14 protein-coding genes and 2 pseudogenes are annotated in these 16,974 nt (G+C 58.5%); 8 read left to right on the top strand and 8 right to left on the bottom strand.

Annotated elements, in window-relative coordinates; all coding sequences use genetic code 11:
- The first annotated feature begins 56 nt into the window (after positions 1–56).
- The 5 genes and pseudogenes from GWG67_RS29545 (at position 57) to GWG67_RS29525 (ending at position 5,321) form a co-directional block, all read left to right on the top strand.
- The gene (locus tag GWG67_RS29545) at positions 57–413 is read left to right on the top strand and encodes an HdeA/HdeB family chaperone (protein ID WP_275172841.1); all 357 of its coding nucleotides are present in this window, start codon (positions 57–59) and stop codon (positions 411–413) included.
- Between the two features lie 175 nt (positions 414–588).
- On the top strand, positions 589–942 hold the full coding sequence (locus tag GWG67_RS29540; protein WP_275172840.1) for a response regulator transcription factor: 354 nt from the start codon (positions 589–591) through the stop codon (positions 940–942).
- 185 nt (positions 943–1,127) lie between these two features.
- On the top strand, positions 1,128–2,924 hold the full coding sequence (locus GWG67_RS29535; protein WP_275172936.1) for a sensor histidine kinase: 1,797 nt from the start codon (positions 1,128–1,130) through the stop codon (positions 2,922–2,924).
- Positions 2,925–3,445: 521 nt separating this feature from the next.
- Positions 3,446–4,174, top strand: a pseudogene (locus GWG67_RS29530) (caspase family protein); the annotation flags it as partial.
- A 724-nt stretch (positions 4,175–4,898) separates the two neighbouring features.
- Entirely contained in the window at positions 4,899–5,321 is a 423-nt protein-coding gene (locus GWG67_RS29525) for a hypothetical protein (RefSeq protein ID WP_275172839.1), read from the top strand.
- 289 nt (positions 5,322–5,610) lie between these two features.
- On the opposite strand, the gene GWG67_RS29520 is transcribed toward GWG67_RS29525, so the two are convergent.
- Entirely contained in the window at positions 5,611–5,820 is a 210-nt protein-coding gene (locus GWG67_RS29520) for a hypothetical protein (protein ID WP_275172838.1), read from the bottom strand.
- 174 nt (positions 5,821–5,994) lie between these two features.
- Here GWG67_RS29520 and GWG67_RS29515 point away from each other — a divergent pair, with 174 nt between their 5' ends.
- Entirely contained in the window at positions 5,995–6,204 is a 210-nt protein-coding gene (locus GWG67_RS29515) for a hypothetical protein (protein WP_275172837.1), read from the top strand.
- A gap of 125 nt (positions 6,205–6,329) precedes the next feature.
- Here the strand turns inward: GWG67_RS29515 and groL are convergent, their stop codons facing one another.
- Together groL and GWG67_RS29505 are read right to left on the bottom strand one after the other, a co-directional pair.
- On the bottom strand, positions 6,330–7,970 hold the full coding sequence (groL, locus tag GWG67_RS29510; RefSeq protein ID WP_275172836.1) for a chaperonin GroEL: 1,641 nt from the start codon (positions 7,968–7,970) through the stop codon (positions 6,330–6,332).
- A 44-nt stretch (positions 7,971–8,014) separates the two neighbouring features.
- Positions 8,015–8,329 (bottom strand): co-chaperone GroES, encoded by a 315-nt coding sequence (locus GWG67_RS29505; RefSeq protein ID WP_275172835.1) that lies wholly within the window; start codon positions 8,327–8,329, stop codon positions 8,015–8,017.
- A 101-nt stretch (positions 8,330–8,430) separates the two neighbouring features.
- On the opposite strand from GWG67_RS29505, the pseudogene GWG67_RS29500 reads away from it, so the two are divergent.
- A pseudogene (locus tag GWG67_RS29500) lies at positions 8,431–8,647 on the top strand (protein usg).
- Positions 8,648–8,683: 36 nt separating this feature from the next.
- Here GWG67_RS29500 and GWG67_RS29495 read toward each other — a convergent pair.
- Genes GWG67_RS29495 through GWG67_RS29480 form a run of 4 tightly spaced genes read right to left on the bottom strand, consistent with a single transcriptional unit; the run spans position 8,684 to position 13,489 of the window.
- Positions 8,684–10,000: a glycoside hydrolase family 130 protein gene (locus tag GWG67_RS29495; RefSeq protein ID WP_275172834.1), complete on the bottom strand. Its 1,317-nt coding sequence runs from the start codon at positions 9,998–10,000 to the stop codon at positions 8,684–8,686.
- 43 nt (positions 10,001–10,043) lie between these two features.
- Positions 10,044–12,320: a glycosyltransferase family 4 protein gene (locus GWG67_RS29490; RefSeq protein WP_275172833.1), complete on the bottom strand. Its 2,277-nt coding sequence runs from the start codon at positions 12,318–12,320 to the stop codon at positions 10,044–10,046.
- Positions 12,308–13,273, bottom strand: a complete 966-nt coding sequence (locus GWG67_RS29485; RefSeq protein ID WP_275172832.1) for a class I mannose-6-phosphate isomerase — start codon at positions 13,271–13,273, stop codon at positions 12,308–12,310. The genes GWG67_RS29490 and GWG67_RS29485 overlap by 13 nt, the downstream gene beginning before the upstream one ends.
- 24 nt (positions 13,274–13,297) lie before the next feature.
- Entirely contained in the window at positions 13,298–13,489 is a 192-nt protein-coding gene (locus GWG67_RS29480) for a hypothetical protein (protein ID WP_035974339.1), read from the bottom strand.
- 420 nt (positions 13,490–13,909) lie between these two features.
- Between GWG67_RS29480 and GWG67_RS29475 the strand changes: the two genes are divergently transcribed.
- Entirely contained in the window at positions 13,910–14,182 is a 273-nt protein-coding gene (locus tag GWG67_RS29475; RefSeq protein ID WP_275172831.1) for a hypothetical protein, read from the top strand.
- Between the two features lie 595 nt (positions 14,183–14,777).
- Here GWG67_RS29475 and GWG67_RS29470 read toward each other — a convergent pair.
- Complete coding sequence (locus tag GWG67_RS29470) at positions 14,778–16,406, bottom strand: hypothetical protein (protein ID WP_275172830.1); 1,629 nt, start codon at positions 16,404–16,406, stop codon at positions 14,778–14,780.
- Positions 16,407–16,974 lie beyond the last annotated feature (568 nt).

Here is a 16,974-nt window from a genome sequence, read left to right as displayed (position 1 = left end):
TTGTCCGGCCGCTGCGGAACGGCGATGAGATTGCAAGCGAGAATGGAGACTCGAAAATGTACAGATCCGCTATTCTGGCGACGATACTTTACGCGGCCACGGTGCCAGTAGCTAACGCGCAAGTCGATCTGAGCACCTACGCTGATGCCAACGGCTTCATCAACGTTCAAAAGCTGACTTGCGCTCAACTGGCCGGGACGTGGCAAGGAGACGCCGACATGCTGACCACCTGGTACAGCGGCTGGTACAATGGTCTCGCCAAAAAGCACTATCTCGACTTTAAAAAGGGCAAAGAAGCAGAGCACGAGGTAATCGTCTATTGCAAAGCCAATCCCGATCAATTGATCATTGAGGCGATCGCCGTCGTGTTCAAGGACATGCGTGCGAAGCTCGGAATAGAAATGAAGCCTTAGGCTTTCAGAAAGGATCTAGCCATCCTGAACAAAGCGGCATGAACCATCGTGTTCTGAGAGCACCGAGGCAGGTGCTAAGCGCGAAGGTCGCGTGTTGGAAGCGCTGATGGCGGTCCACAACAGGCTTGTTTTTCTTGCGCGGGGATAACTGCAAACAGCCAATGATCATTTCGTCATGCGCACCATAGCTGTGGTCGACGACAGTCCCAGCATGCTCCAAGGCCTAAGCCGCCTTTTGTCGGCCCATGGCTTCCATGTCCGCACATTTGCATCGGCAGAGGCGTTTTTGGAGGCCTATCTCGAGTGCGAAGCTGATTGTTTGCTGTTGGATATTCACCTCGGGGGGATCTCAGGAATCGACCTGCAACGGCAATTGATCGCGCTAGGCAGGGAGTTACCGGTCATTATGATGACGGCCATACACAATGAGGTCACTCGGCAAGAGGCATTCGACGCCGGCTGCGTTGCGTATTTGAAGAAGCCATTTCTGTCGAAATTGCTTATCGATGCTATTGATCGGATTCCCTAAGGCCCGGAAAGTCTCATTCCTTACTGATCGCGGGAATCGCTGCTGAAGTCGGTTTCTGCGATTGTTCTCCCACATGCTCGGCGAGTCGAGTATCATTGGGTTATCCCACATTGTGTCCCGTGAGAGCAGCCCCTCATCGCATGTTAGCTAGAATACTTTGCAGTTCGGTCGTTCTGCTCTTGGCGATGACCGGGGCGGCTTTTTCCCAGCCGAAGCGGGTGCTGATTGTTCATTCTGTCGGCCGCGATTTTTCGCCATGGGATGATTATGCGAGAAATATCCGCGAAGAGTTGAAGCTTCAGTCGAAGGATCCGGTCGATATCTTCGAGGCGTCGCTGTCGACGGCCCGCTTTCCTGACGGGAACGAAGATGCCTTCGTCAACTACTTGAATGCGGTGTTTTCTGAACGCAAGCTCGATCTGATTATGACGATCGGCGGCCCTGCAGCACGATTCTTTCAGCAGAATCGTCAACGGATTTTTCCTTCGATCCCCACCTTGTACGCGGCCCTGGCGCAGCAGATGTCGTCGAACGCACCCGCGACCGATGCAATGGTCTCGGTAACTGTCGATGTATTAGCGACTCTCGATCAAATCCTGAAGTTGATTCCGGAGACAACCAACGTCTTCATAGTGATAGGAAACTCTCCGATCGAGAAGCTGTGGTTGGGGGAGATGCGTAAACTGTTCCAGCCCCTAACCAATCGGCTCGAAATAACTTACTCCAACGAAATGTCGCTCGAAGAAATCCTCAAGCAGGTGGCTACCCTACCGCCCCGGTCCTTCATCGTGTACGGGCAAATGTTGGTGGACGCCGACGGCGTCGTACATGAGGGCAAAGCAGCCATAGATCGGATTCACGCGGTCGCTAATGCTCCTATTTTTTCGGAACAGGACGCCTTCTTCGGCCGGGGCGTCGTGGGTGGCCGGATGACGAACATATCCGACGTCGCACGCCAGTCCGCCGCAGTTGCCGTGCGCATTCTGAAGGGAGAATCGCCGGGCGACATCAAAGTGCCGCCTATCCTCGCCGCATCTCCTAGATATGACTGGAGAGAGTTGCAGCGCTGGAACATAAGCGAAAGCCAATTGCCGTCAGGCAGTGAAGTGTTCTTTCGAGTGCCCAGCCTTTGGGAGCAGTATCGCCCGCAACTGACGGCTGTCTTCGCGGCCATCTTGCTGCAGGCGGGCATCATTGCATTGCTGCTCGTCGAGCGACGCCGACGGCTTACCGCCCAGGCGGAGGCGACTAGCCGTCGGCAGGAGGTCGTCCGTCTAAACAGGGTGACTACCGTAAGCGTTCTGTCGTCCTCGATCGCTCATGAACTTTATCAGCCGCTCGGTGCAATCTTGAGCAACACCGAGGCCGCGCAGATGTTGCTCAAGGCTCATCCATTAGATGTGTCTCAGCTTGGGGAGATCCTTTCCGATATTGTCCGTGATGAGCAACGTGCGAGCGAGATCATTAACGGGTTGCGGAATCTGCTCAACAACAGAATGGAAGCCAATCTGCAAGCCCTGAATTTAAACGATACTGTGCGCGACGTCGTCAGGATCGTCTCGCCTGAGGTCACGAGGCGGGGAGTGGTTCTACGCACTATTCTTGCGACGGAGCCATTGCGGGTGCGCTGCGATCCAATTCATCTACAGCAGGTCATCATTAACCTAGTGATGAATGGGGTCGACGCTATGGAGGAGGTCCCCAATCCGCATGAACTGACGATCCGAACCAATCTGGCTGATGCCGGCCACGTCGAGGCTAGAATAGCCGACTCCGGCCCGGGCATCTCCGATGACCGGCTGACTAAGATATTCGATGCATTTGTCACTACGAAACCGCAAGGGACCGGGCTAGGGCTGCCCATCGCGCGGACGATTGTTGAAAGCTACGGAGGCGAACTCTGGGTTGAGAACCGTAAGCGCGGCGCCGTGTTTTGCTTCAAGCTGCCTTTGGTCGGATCAGCCTCTCTGAGCCACAAGTAGAGGTCTCATAATGCTGCGGCCAACCCCGCTCATGCCGCCGGCGGTCATGTTCATAGCCTTAGATGGCTCGTGGTCAGACTCTGTTAACGACCACGCATCTGGTTTGGATGTTTACGAAGCGCGGCGCTCCAGTTCTGTCAGACAGTATTGAACTTATACAACAAGCTCCGTCGCTCATTGATTCTTGAGCGTTTTTCCGTCTGGCGATCTGCTCCTGTGTGGCACTGTTGAGGGCGCGAGTGGTACGCACCATAACGCCACAAGATCGGCAGGCTCTATTCTCCTCTCCTGCAAAACTTTCAAGGCCGAAAACTTCATCAGCACGTTCCTGCGCCAAGATAGCGTCGACTGTAGCTCGGGGTGCATGTACTCACGAAGCGCTGGCCGCCCAGTGTCCGCTTTTCCGCCCGACACCGGCCAAAGAGTGGATGGCCTTCGAGGTCACAGATGGGCCCTCAGCTCCGTTCGTCAGAAGTAGAAGCTGGCAGCGACGCTCTGCATAGAAGCAATCAGCGACGCAGAAAGCCGTCGCTGCCGAGCAGCGAAGGAAGGTCGCCGAGGCAGCCGTTGCCAAGGCGCTGGCCGACAAGCAGGCCGCCGAGAAGGCACTTGCTGAGAGGACCGCGAGCGACAAGACTGTTGCCGAGCTGGCCGTGAACCAAGCTGCCGACAAACAAGCCTCAGCCAACGCGGAGCAGAAAATCGCGGCTATCGCACCCGCTTCGACCCCGCCAGCGATTTCGCCCCAGGAAGCGACCAAACTGGTGCAGTCAGAACTCCGCCGCGTTGGCTGCCTGACAGCCTCAGCAGATGGCGACTGGAATGCTTCGTCACAACGCTCGCTGACGCTGTTCAATAAATACGCCGGCACGAAGTTCGACTCCAAGCTCGCGAGCTTCGACGCGCTCGATGCGATCAAGGGCAAGCCTGGACGGGTCTGTCCGCTGGTCTGTGATCGTGGCTCCAGAGCTGATGGCGACACCTGCGTCAAGATTGCCTGCCGCGTTGGCTATCGCGTCAACGACGAAAACGAATGCGAGAAGATGCCGGACAAGAAGCCTATTGCGACCCGCGATGACTCCAGGAAGCGGGATGCAGACCGGACACAGGCAGAATCGCAGGCTTCGAAGCCACAGGCCAGCGGGCAGATTTACTGTAGCTCCGCTGGCTGTCGGCCGGTGGGAAAGGGGTGCCATATTGTGAAGACTGGAGCCGCGCAAGAGCAGTTTCAAAGAGAACTCTGTAACTAGGAAGAATGTCGGGAGAGAGCGTGGCCCGCTTTACATAATCCAACCACGGTCCGATCCGGCGACCAGTTGCTTAATCGTCCGCAGGGCTGGCCCGCCCTGACGAAACCGACCCAGCGGGGGAGACCAAATCCGCTCGTGAAGCATAGCGAAATCGCGAAATAATTTAATTTAAGTTAGCGACGCGCTATCGACGCCGATTGCATGATAGGGCGTCGATTGATTCGGGGCTCAAAATGACACAGCAGAAAACGGAAGACGCTGATGCTGATCGTCGAGGGCTTGTCGATGAAGCCCGTGCCGCACGAGAGCAGGCGCGGGCGCTTCCTGACGAAGCGGCGATGGCCGTCTACGAGCTGCGCCGGTCAATACTGGAAAGCGCTGGCGCGCGAGTCGAGATAAGGGCCCAGCGCGAGGCCGGTCCGTCGGAACGGCGGAGGTTCGGCAGGTAGTGCGGGAATATATCGACCATCAACGTTCGCTGCTGCGCGGCTCTGTCTGGAGAGAAGAAGCCAGTCACCATTAGTGACCTGAAGTTGCGCGACTTCGAGTACCCCTCCGGGGCGTGCAATCGGGGCGCCAACTCGTCACCGTCCAGTATGCAGCCCACATTCGTCCCAGGCTATCGTGGAGCTAGATCAGTAGGCCGTATTGTACATTCAAATTCATTGCATTGTGCCACGAACCACTGACAAAATAGTCGGCAAAGCCAAGGTGGGTGGCAGCCGTGAATTTCCAGGTGTCCATTTTGAAGGTACTTGCTAGCTACCCCAATGGGCTGGCGACGCTTACGGATATCAAACGCGACCTCGCATTTTTAGCAACGAGCGGCGCTGATTGGGCCAGCTACAGCAAGCGGCTGGGTGCTACGCTCCCGTCGTTAGACATCTTCTCCTTGGGCTTTGTGCAAAGATACTCGTTCGGTTGGCGATTGACGGCAATGGGCGCGGCCGCACTCGAACTTATGGAACAGAAGGTAAGAACTCCCGTGGCTGATGTAGAAGCCGAGGCGGCAACGTCGGACACCTTGCTGGAAAAGTGTACGCCACCTGTAGGGTCCGCTGAAAAGCCTGATCAGCCGAGTAGCTCACCAGTTGATCGGCGCGCGCTGTTCACGGTCATCGACGGCGGTCGAAGTCAGGCTGCTTAATAGTCACAAACGGGATGCCCCGTGCGGCGCGACCGCGACTGGTCTCAGAGGGCGCTGCTCGCATCTGCGCGCGAGGAGGTTGCTAGCCGACGTGCGGAATGACAGAAATCGCCGGCTTATGTAAACATGCCTCCGACAAGAGTGGCGTCGTTCACCGGATTCGCGAGCGGGAGAACGCTTTTAGAGTCGGAGTTGCCGAAGCGCGACCCGGCGTTCGAGGTGAACAGAGCCGCACGCTAAGCAAAGCAACAAGCACAATGCCAACCAGCGCAGCAGGCCGATAGTCGCCTCATACTAAAGCTTTGTCACTGCCCAGGAGCAGCAACGGTACGCTCTCTTCCATGATCTTCGCCACGCTACCGTCTCGGACCACGATCGCGGTATAGTAGCCGTGTAGCGGTTGGTCGCCGAGCCTGGCCTGCCACTGGCCAGCATTGAAGACGAAGTTGCCGAAAGACCGCGACACGTTGCGCTCAACCGAGTAGTCGTGCAGGTCCAAGTTGACGATATCCTGCAGATTACGACCCGAATCGCCTCGTCGGTAAAAGCTGCAGCCACGGCATCGACGTCTTTGCGATTGTATCGCATTCTCCATAATAGCAACGCAGGTTGCTTCATCTTACATAGCCAGACGGGTGCTGGCGTGTCGCCCCTATGCCCGTAAGGAAAAACAATGTCAGTTAATAAGGCCAAAGACACTTCGCCTAAAACGCCGAACGCCGAGAACAAGGTTGTCGAAGCCAAGCCGCAATCTTCAACCAAGACTGAAAACAAACCGGACGCTACACCGAAAAAGCAAGATATGGGCGAGGGTCAGAAGGCGGTATCCAAAGCCTATAAGGACAACTGGAACGAAATTTTTGGTAAGAAGAAAAAGCGATAGCACTCCTCTACTGCATGGGGGAGCTGTGCAGCCGCAGCAGTTTCAGTGTCGCGGTTTGAACATTCCAACGTTGGCCCGGCATTGCTGCCGGGCCTCTCTTACGGTAGAGCGCGGAACTGTTGGACTTAGAAATCCATACCCCCCATGCCGCCGCCACTCGGAGGCATGCCGCCGCCCGCATTCTTCTTTGGCAGTTCGGCCACCATGGCTTCGGTGGTGATCAGGAGAGCCGCGACGGAAGCTGCGTTCTGGATCGCCACACGCACCACCTTAGTCGGGTCGATGATGCCCTTCGAGATCAGGTTGACGTATTCGCCGGTCTGGGAGTCGAAGCCGTAGGAATACTGCTCCTTTTCGAGGATTTTGCCGATGATCACTGACCCGTCTTCGCCTGCGTTGATCGCGATCTGGCGAGCGGGCCAGGAAAGCGCCTTGCGCACGATCTCGACGCCGGTCTTCTGGTCATCGTTCTGGGTCTTGATGCGCTTGAGCTGCTCGGAGGCGCGGAGCAGGGCGACGCCGCCGCCCGGCACGATTCCTTCTTCCACAGCTGCACGGGTCGCATGCATCGCGTCATCCACGCGATCCTTGCGCTCCTTCACTTCGGTTTCAGTCGCGCCGCCGACTCGGATCACCGCGACGCCGCCTGCGAGCTTGGCCAGACGCTCCTGCAGCTTCTCGCGGTCGTAGTCCGAGGTGGTTTCCTCGATCTGCGCCTTGATCTGGGCCACGCGCGCCTCGATGTCTGCCTTTTTGCCGGCGCCGCTGACGATCGTGGTGTTCTCCTTGTCGATCATCACCTTCTTTGCGCGGCCAAGCATGGCGAGCGTCACGTTCTCCATCTTGATGCCGAGATCCTCGGAAATGGCCTGGCCGCCGGTCAGCACTGCGATGTCCTGCAGCATGGCCTTGCGGCGATCGCCGAAGCCCGGAGCCTTGACGGCGGCGACCTTCAGACCACCTCGCAGACGGTTGACGACGAGGGTAGCGAGAGCTTCGCCTTCGACGTCTTCAGCGATGATCACAAGCGGTTTACCGCTCTGGACCACGGCTTCTAGCAGTGGAAGCAGTTCGTTCAGCGAGGAGAGCTTCTTCTCATTGATTAGGACGTAGGCGTCTTCCATTTCAACGCGCATCTTGTCGGCGTTGGTGACGAAGTAGGGTGAAATGTAACCGCGGTCGAACTGCATACCCTCGACGACCTCGAGTTCGGTCTCGAGCGACTTGGCTTCCTCGACGGTGATGACACCCTCGTTGCCGACCTTCTTCATGGCGTCGGCGAGGAACTTGCCGATTTCCTCGTCCCCGTTGGAGGAAATGGTGCCGACCTGGGCGATTTCCTCGTTCGAGGTAACTTTCTTGGAGTTCTTGACGAGTTCGGCGACCACGGCTTCCACGGCCAAGTCGATACCACGCTTCAGATCCATCGGGTTCATGCCGGCGGCAACCGACTTGGCGCCTTCACGAACGATCGCAGCCGCGAGCACGGTTGCGGTGGTGGTGCCGTCGCCGGCCGCGTCAGCGGACTTGGAGGCGACTTCGCGCACCATCTGCGCGCCCATGTTCTCGAACTTGTCCTCGAGCTCGATCTCCTTGGCGACGGTGACGCCGTCCTTGGTGATGCGGGGAGCGCCGAACGACTTGTCCAGCACGACGTTGCGGCCCTTGGGGCCGAGCGTCACCTTGACGGCGTTGGCGAGGATGTCGACGCCGCGAAGCATCTTGTCGCGCGCATCGACGCCGAATTTGACTTCTTTAGCTGCCATCTGGATTTTTTCCTTAGGTGTTTAGCTGGTTGTGAGAGGGGCTCTTAGGCCGCCTTCTTCTTGGAAGCGGGAACGTCGAGGACGCCCATGATGTCGCTCTCCTTCATAATCAGCAGATCGACGTTCTCGATCTTGACTTCAGTGCCGGACCATTTGCCGAACAGCACGCGGTCGCCGACCTTCAGGTCGATCGGGATCAGCTTGCCGGCTTCGTCGCGGCCACCGGGGCCGACGGCGACGATTTCGCCCTGCGAGGGCTTTTCCTTCGCCGTGTCGGGAATGATGATGCCGCCTGCGGTTTTATCTTCGGCATCGATGCGTTTGACCATGACACGGTCGTGGAGCGGACGGAATTTCATGCGATCCTCCTTGCTTTTGTAATTTTCTGGATTGGCAGTCGCAACGCGCAAGTGCTAGTTACACTTATGACACTGGGGCGCAAGGGCTTCGGCCACGATGTGTGGCTTCTCTCTGTCGCCGTCCGGATCGTCGCTGGTTGCTGCAAACTTGCGTCTGGCAGGACTACAACATGTTCCAAACTTCACGGCGCTGAAGGATTCTCTAACAATTTGGGAAAAGTCGCTCGAGGGTCCGCTCTTCGCAGTCATTATCGCGCAGTTCAGCTGATTCAGCCTGCCGAACTGCGCGCCGTCGATGGCGTCTTTCGATGCTGCTGATAACGCCGTCAAGTGCCTTACGGGCAGTCGTGGCGCTTAGCTCGGTTCCGATGTGCCGCTGTCCATAGCCGCGATCAAAGGGGCGATCTCGATGGTCGCGAAGTTGCAAAAGGTGTCCGAGACCGCGTAAGGGAAGATGATCTTGTCGCGATGGCGCATCGCGCCGCAGGTGTAGACGACGTTTGGAACATATCCTTCACGTTCGGAAGGGTCTGGGCGCAATAGCGGCTCGCGCAGGCGGCCGAGCACCTTCGAAGGGTCCTTCTTGTCCAGCAGCGCGGCCCCGATCGAATACTTCCGCACAGGGCCGACACCGTGCGTCAGCAGGAGCCACCCCTCGTCGAGCTCGATCGGAGATCCGCAATTGCCGATCTGCACGAACTCCCAGGGGTGTCGCGGCTTCAGAATCGGCTGGCCGCCATCCCACGTATGGAGATCCTCGGAAAAAATCAGATAGAGGTTCTCGTTGTCCTGGCGCGCGATCATCGCATATCTGCCCCCGATCTTGCGCGGGAACAACGCCATGCCCTTGTTGCGCGCGGCATTGCCCTTCAGGGTCGATAGCCGGAACGATACAAAGTCGGACGTCTCGATCAGCTCCGACCGGATCGCGCGTCCGCTATAGGCGGTGTAGGTCGCGTAGTAGATCGTCTCGCCGGCGTTGCTGAAATGCACAAAGCGGGCATCCTCGATCCCGTTCGACTGCGCTTCGGTGACCGGAAAAATCACCCGCTCGCTCAGATCCTGGCCAGCCGCGAATGTAACGTCAATTTCGTCGCCGCCGGCACCCGATGTCAACTTGACGAGTTCGGGGCTGGATGCAAGACGCGCTGTCCGGTCGATAGTCACGGTCCCGTCTTCCGCAATAAGCCCCGAGCGAAACGTCAGAGAAGACACATGACCCTCGCCGACGGCACGCAGACTCAGAATGAAGCGGAGGCTGCCTTCCGGCGTTCCGGACTGATCGGGATGCGGCACGATACTCGGATTGAACAAAGCCGAGGCCTCGAACGAATATTCGTTTAGAAAATAGGCGCCCGCGAGTTGGCGCTGGACCTGTGTGAATACAGCATGGTCGGCCAGCGCCTCTTCCATTTCCGCGGCGCGTGCCTCGAAGATCCGCAACAGATTGCGGTGACGGCCGAGGAAGTTCTCCAGAACGTCGGCCAATTGCCGCTCAGCGGTCTCGGCATCGAGCGCGAGGACCCGTTCGACGATATGGTTGGCGCGGGTCTTGTCCGTCGGATTGAGGTCGCGCGGCTCCGTTGCCGGCTTGAAAGGCCGAACGATGACACGGGTCGGATCAGGTCGCAGCTGAAGGGCTTGGCGTTTGAGGAAGGGAGATTGCGACAAAACGGCCTCGATGGGTTGAAGGAGGAAATCGTAACCGGCTCCGTCAAGCGACGAGAGGAGCAGGCTTGGCTCGGCTTTCGCTCAGGCGGGCAATTTGCCGAATCTCGGAAAGGCCCAGCAAATACGACACCACGGATTCCCCTCCCCGATTCTCGTTGGGACGATCGGGGTGCAGGCCATCCCGGCAGCTTCCGGTTTCCAAATCGACCAGCGAGGCCGACAGATCGTTGCTGCCCAGAAACCACGCGAATACCCGCGCGGCTTCGGCCTTCCACTCGACATCGTGATCGGCCCGCCACGCGGCGAGGCATGCCGCGATGGTCGCCGCGGCCTCCAGCGGCTGCTGGTCGAAGGCTTGGGGCGGTTGGCGTCGATCACCAAATCCCGCCGTGCCGATCGGGCGGAATTGGCCCTTCGCCGAGGTTTGCCGCTTCACAAGCCAGCGCAGCGACTCCAGCCCGATATTGACATAGCGCGATGTCTTGCTGGCCAGGCCGGTAACGATCAGAGCCTGGGGCAAGCGCGCGTTATCGTAGGCCAACCCATCCTCGAACCAGACCCAATCGCCGGTTGCCACGGTGTCGAAGAGCAAGATCAACCGGTCAGCGAGCACGGCACGCAGGCGCGTCGCCTGGAAATCGTCCGGGACAGCCGGGCAGTAAGCATCGAGGCCCAGCAATACGAACGCCCACGCACGGGGCGAACGAAAGCTTTCCACTGTCGCCATCGCTTCGGAAAACAGCGCCGCGGCCCATGAGCGTCGCGATGGGCTGGCATCGGTAAATGCGCACACGCCCAAGGCCCAGAGCGTGCGCCCGTGGCTGTCCTCCGATCCCCTGTCCTCCAACCAGCAGCGGTTGAAGCCCATGAAATTGCGAAATCGTCGCGTATCCGGATTCCAGGCGTGCTGGACGAAGGCGGCAAATCGCGCAGTCAAGACTTCCGGCAGCCGCTCTTCGCCCGGGTTGTTGAGCGCACAGGCCACGAGCAGCGCCCGGGCGTTGTCGTCGACGCAATAGCCGTGAGCACGATCGGGCACGCTATGAACGGCATGCTGAAACAGTCCTGTGTCGTCGCACATCGACAGGAAATGGCCGAGCTGCATTTCCGGCGGGGCGCGGCTGTCGCGCAGCAGCGTACCAGTATCCGTGCGCGCGATGGTCTTGAGCCGATGCCGGCGGCCGGCGTTCTCGAAGACCGACATATAGCGCTCGGCGGTTCTCTCCCATGTCATTGCGCGGCTGCTCGAATAGGCGCGCTTGCGCATTGCCTGCCGAAGCACGTCATTGGTGAGCAACTTCGCGATTTCGATGCCGAGCGCTGCCGCATCTCCAAACGGAACCAGGATGCCGCGGCCATCGGCCAATAGTTCGCGGGCATGCCAATACGGGGTGGACACCACGGCTTTGCCGAGGCCGAAACTATAGGCCAGCGTGCCCGACGTCATCTGGGCCTCACTGAGGTACGGCGTCACATAGACGTCGGACATCGAGATGAAATCGAGCAGCGTCTTCTTGTCGACGAACTGATCGAGGAACACGACGTGATCCTCGACGCCAGCCTGGCGCGCGTGCGCCATCAGGGACTCACGATAGGCTTCGCCACGATCTCTCACGAGGTTGGGATGCGTCGCACCGAGTACGACGTAAACGGCGTCGGGCCGGGTCCTCAGAATCGAAGGCATCGCATCGATCATGACTTCGATACCCTTGTTCGGCGACAGCAATCCGAAGGTCAGGATGACCGACTTGTTGCTGAATCCGAGCGCAGCCTTGGCCGCGTCGGGCTCGACGAACGCAAATTCCGGGATGCCGTGCGGGATGATTTCGATCTTCTCGTCAGCCACGTGATAGACGGAGCGCAACAACTCCCGACCTTTTTCAGCCATCACGACGACCTTGGACGAGCACTCGACGATGCGCGCGATGACGTCGCGCTGAGCTTCCGTTGGCTCAGACAAGACCGTATGCAGGGTTGTCACGATCGGTATGGTCAGGCGCGACAAAAGGGTGAGGATCTGACCTCCGGCGTCGCCGCCGAAAATGCCGAATTCGTGTTGCAGCGAAACGGCCTCGAAGCCACCGCTGTTCAGATAGGCGGCCGCACGGACATAATCATCTTGCCGGTCGTCGTTGATCTCCACGCCCACGGTGGGAGGATAATCGTAGACCTGGCCGTGATCGGTCATCGCGACGATGACGGTCTCCAGATCACTCCGAGACGCCGCAATGGCGCTCTGCAAGTCAGTGGTGAAGGTCGCAATGCCACAGCGGCGGGGAAGCGAATTGCCGATGAATGCGATACGATTTACGGCAGCCAATTTGGCGTCTCCGATTGTTTGAGCGCGGCGGTTTCGAAGGAGGGCCGGACCGCCGCGCTGGGAAAGGCGTGCGGTGCGCGACTGGCGCTCGCACCGCTGCGCTCTATTAGCGCGGCAGGGTTTATCTTCGGGCCGGGATAGGCCATGAGCGCTTTCAAGCCGTTCGCACCGACCTCGATTTCCGCATGGTCGGCTTCCAGAAAGAGCGCCTCCCCCGGCGCGAGCCTCGTCGAGCCGAGTTGGGCGTGGCCTTCGACTGCCAGCAGCCAGGTCTCCTTCGGTGCGTCGAGCATCCAAATGGAGCCCGGGGCTAGGTCAGTTTGCTCCAGCGCAAAATAGGAATTGACCGTGAGGACCGTTCGCGCGCCGCTCAGACGTTCGGGAGGCAATTGGATCGTGCGTGGACCTGCCGTCGCCACCGCGACGGCATTGTCGATGTGCAGTTGGCGCTCTCGTCCATAGTCGAACAGCCGGAAGGTGGCGTCGCTGTGCTGCTGGATCTCGACGAGCACGATGCCAGCGCCGATCGCATGAATGGTTCCGGCAGGAATGAAAATGACGTCGCCTGCATGAACCGGCTGCCAAGCCACGATATCGGCGATCGAGCCATCAGTGATCGCGGCTCGCAACTCTGCGGCGGAGCGCGGATGGTTCAGCCCCACCGCGACCTTGGCACCGGGGATCGCGGAGACGATGTACCAGGCTTCGGTCTTGCCGTTGGCAAGCCCGATCGAGCGCGCGAACGCATCGTCCGGATGAACTTGAATCGATAGCGGCTCGGTGGTGAAGAGCATTTTCAGCAGCAACGTGGTCTTCGGCGCAGCAAGACCCGGACGCTCGAACCACAATTCCCCGATCGGGCCGTCGCCCGTCGACGCCAGGCTCCAGGGCCGCAGATCGAGGCTGCCCCAGGGCTTCGGCTTGGTTCGCACGATGGCATGTTCGACCGTCAAGCGGGCCTCCCAAAGGCTGTGCGATCAATCGTTGACTGTTCGTGCCGGGCGCGGGCCGGTCCAGGGCGGAAGCGCATCCCATTCGGCCCTTCGCATGCGGCGCTCTTCATCGCCGACCTTGACGAACACAAACGGAGCGTCGTCCTGCCCGGTCTTCGATCCCGTGAATGTGGCCGGAAGCCCGTTCGAATTTCGGATCGTTGCTGTGTTTGCCACTTAAACCTCCTGACGATCTGCCGAGATCGCTGCCGCAGATCAATTGAAAATGGATTCCGCTGCATGAAGGCCGATGCAGTGACCCGCACCGGCGCCGGAGATACCAACCAGTCCAGGAGATTTGTATTTTGGGATATCGGACATCCGACCGCCTGCGTGGTTGAGGCGGGAGCGCAATGCTCTCAGTCACCGATAACTGCCAAGGGCGGGCGGCGATCTCGAGCATATATAGGAACTTCGTCACCCAATAGCGAGACGCGCGCATCAATCAGATCGGCTTTATTACCCCTATCTTTGCGTTGGCATTGCTCTATGGTCCTAGGACCTGACGTCTGAGTTGACGGGGGCTCATCGCTCGATTTCAATCCTTGGCCGGCGCTGATCCCTTTTCCAGAACGGTTTTCGGCTATCGGATGTCGCATGGTTTCCACGCATCAATTCCGGCAAGAGATTCGATCCCGGCTCGAACTGGCGGCTGCGCAAGGCCAGCAGAACCTGACAATCGAATGTGGCGAGCTTTACCGGTCCGTGAGCAAGCTCCCCGTTTTCGATCCATGGATGATCTTCTGCTGTAATGCGATGCGCGCAGAAATGGCCTTGACTGACCACTTGGTTTTTGATGACAGCAACGCAAGCCTGCTAACGATTCACTATGCATTGCCCCGACATCAAAGGCTGCGAAGATTGCACTAGATAGGTGGTCGCCTTCTTGAAGGCGAGGCGCTCCAGCGGGTCCTCTCACCGCGCCGCTCAAGTGTATGGAAATTTCACCACAATAGTGGAAGCTACTTTACTAAACACGTTGGCCGTCGCGGGACGAGAGGCCGCTCACGAGCCCACCGTCACATTGTCTTGCGGCCCATGCCTGCCGTTCATGCGAAGCCATGTGAACGTGGTGATTTCGGAGGCAGAGGGCAGAGCGGGAAGCCGTCAAACATAAACGCTGGTTTCCGTTTTTTTAAACGCATGCCCCAGCGCGTGGGACTAGAGGTCGGACGTGATGCCCTACGAAGCTCGACCTCCGCAGGTCGACGCTTAGGGAGCCAAAGGGCGTTATTGCTGCGGATTACTTTAGCAACACCTTAGGCAGGGAAGGTAAGGGGGGAGCTGTCAGGCGCCGCCGACAGAGGTCCAAGGTCCCCCCTTTTGCGCGACCTCGAAGCCGCGTTTTCGAGCCCAAGCCGAATGAGCTCGACGAATTAGACTCCGTGCGGGCGTGGCAGTGCCTGAGCTTTCCTCTTTTGCTGCCATAGGCGATGGTCGATCGACGATGTGCCCATCGCTGTTGTTAGACGCTCTGCGGCCCCTTTTCGTCGTTGAAGTTCTCCTGCACCCCGTGGGGCACCGCAGCGGATCTGATGTTTGCTTTGCCCAGTTCCTCCAAGACAGTAGGGGCTATTCCCAGCGCCGACGACATCGCGTATCGCAACTCGCGTGCCTGGTCGGGCGCGTGCTGCGCCAGAGTGCCAATCTGAGCAGAGGCCTGCGTCAGTTCTCTTATGACTCTAGTATATTCCTGCGGAGGATCCGGCAGCGTCTTCACAAGACTGAAAAACGGGTCGGACCGGACGTAACGTGCCGCAACATCAAGGAATGGCTTCATGCAGCGCTCTCGGTCGACGTAGTAACGTGGCTCCCAATACAGCGTCTCGTTATCGATGGTTATGCTTTGAGCCGCCCAACTCACGTCGCTCGAGGCAAAGCGCTCGCTCGCGCTCGCCTCGACTGACAGATCGACGTGGCCAACTACTCCCGGCAAGTCAAAGACCAGGCTCGAACTGAAATCGTCCTCTCCGACTCCATAGTTAACGAGGATGTCCTGCAGGACGGACGTAGATGGCTGGGCTGCATGGTCGGTCGTCACCGTAGCTTGAACCGTGATCGAACCCTGCACGTTTGGCTGACCCAGTTGCGCTGGTGGATTTAGGTCGACTCCATTGATTCGCCATCGGTATATGGGAAGTCCAAATCCGCGCACAGTGGCAACGCAAGTCACTTTCTTCGGCGCGCTGTCGACGAACCACTTATAGAGATCCTTTGGGCAAGTGAAGAATGGGGAGGTCAATGCCAAGCCTTCATTCACGCGGAACGGCTTTCCCTCCGGCTCGGAGTCGAGCGAGAGCTTCACGTCCCGTCGTAGCCCCTCCAGGAGCGGAAATGGATTTTCGGTGGCGAGCTGGGGCGTGCTCCCTGGCCTAAAATATTTATTGATCAACTGCGAGAAGGCTGCGGTTGCGTCGTTCTTGCCGGTCAGGTTTTGATACGTTTGCGCAAGGCTGTCTCCTCCCGCCGCGATGATGTCTGGAATGGAGTGATTCAGCTGGCTCTTGAGATAGTAGAGAAACAGCAGGGACAATCCGAAGCTGAGCGGATTCTTGTCGGTGTTCTCGGAGGCATTGATCCACTGCGTGTCGCGGCTGGACTGCAACCAACTATTCACCCATGGCGTCCCGAAAAACAGTGAATACCCCGTGCCGAACTGCTCGCGGGCGCAAAGCAAGGACAGGCCCTCGCCATCGCTCTTGCTCGCGTTCCAGGCGCCGTTTCCGTGCTGGTTGCGATAGCTGGCGAAAACCTCGACCAATTCAGCCACGAAAGACATGCAGCTGCTTTGACCCGCAGCAATTACATTCGCGTTTGCCGTCTGGTTGCCGATCTTGATGACCGTGTTGCTTCCCTTGTACCCGTTGTTGCTTGCTCCACCCGCTGCAAAGTCCGCAATGATTTGAACTGTGATGCGATTGTCGGGTCCAAATCCATCGGTGATCTTGTACCAGCTGGCCAGAAGACCGAACTCGGGTTCACATACTCCCAGCACCCGCTGAGCGCGCGAGATCGCATTCGGATTGCCGTCGGAGCCGAGCAGGGTTTCGTCGTACTGGATGTTGAAATGCGCAGTCTGCCCAAGTGTTTGCATCTCGGATGCTCCTGCAATGATTTTGGTATGAAAAAAGCCACCAGCATCGTCGCGACCGTCGTCTTCGACGGGATGAGGTGCAACGTCTTCACCTGGCTCCTGATCGCCACGTTACACTAAACGGCGCTTTTCTTGTGAGAGCCAGTTCACAGTTTTGGTTCATTCCCGCGTTGTAAGGTATACGCACGGGTATGAGCTGCGGAGTCGCCCATCGCAAAGTAGGCAAATGGGGAGAGCTGACGTCGGAGATGTCGCTTTCGGGCGACCGGGCCGGCAGGTTCCCCAGCCGGTCTTCATCTGCCCCACGCGGTCCTGCAGCTTGAGGCCAAACCGCTCAGCGTAGGATGCTGAGATCTCTGTAACATCGCGTCGCACTCTTCTCTTAAGCCAGCTTTGAGTTCGTTAGCTACAACCGTCTGGACCTCATCGAGCCCAACCCACGCGGGCAAATCGATCAAAAAGCCATTGCGATAGGCGCCCATCGGGCGCGGGGCAGCAAACTACCAGTCTACTTTGAAAGAGCGGACGTCATGGACTTCGGGCGCGCGAATCCATTCAGACGGACGAA

It is taken from the genome of Bradyrhizobium sp. CSS354, from assembly GCF_029051725.1.
In the GTDB taxonomy this organism is placed as follows: Bacteria; Pseudomonadota; Alphaproteobacteria; order Rhizobiales; family Xanthobacteraceae; genus Bradyrhizobium.
Note: the sequence above shows the minus strand (reverse complement) of the source record. Positions and strands in the feature narration are given on the sequence as shown.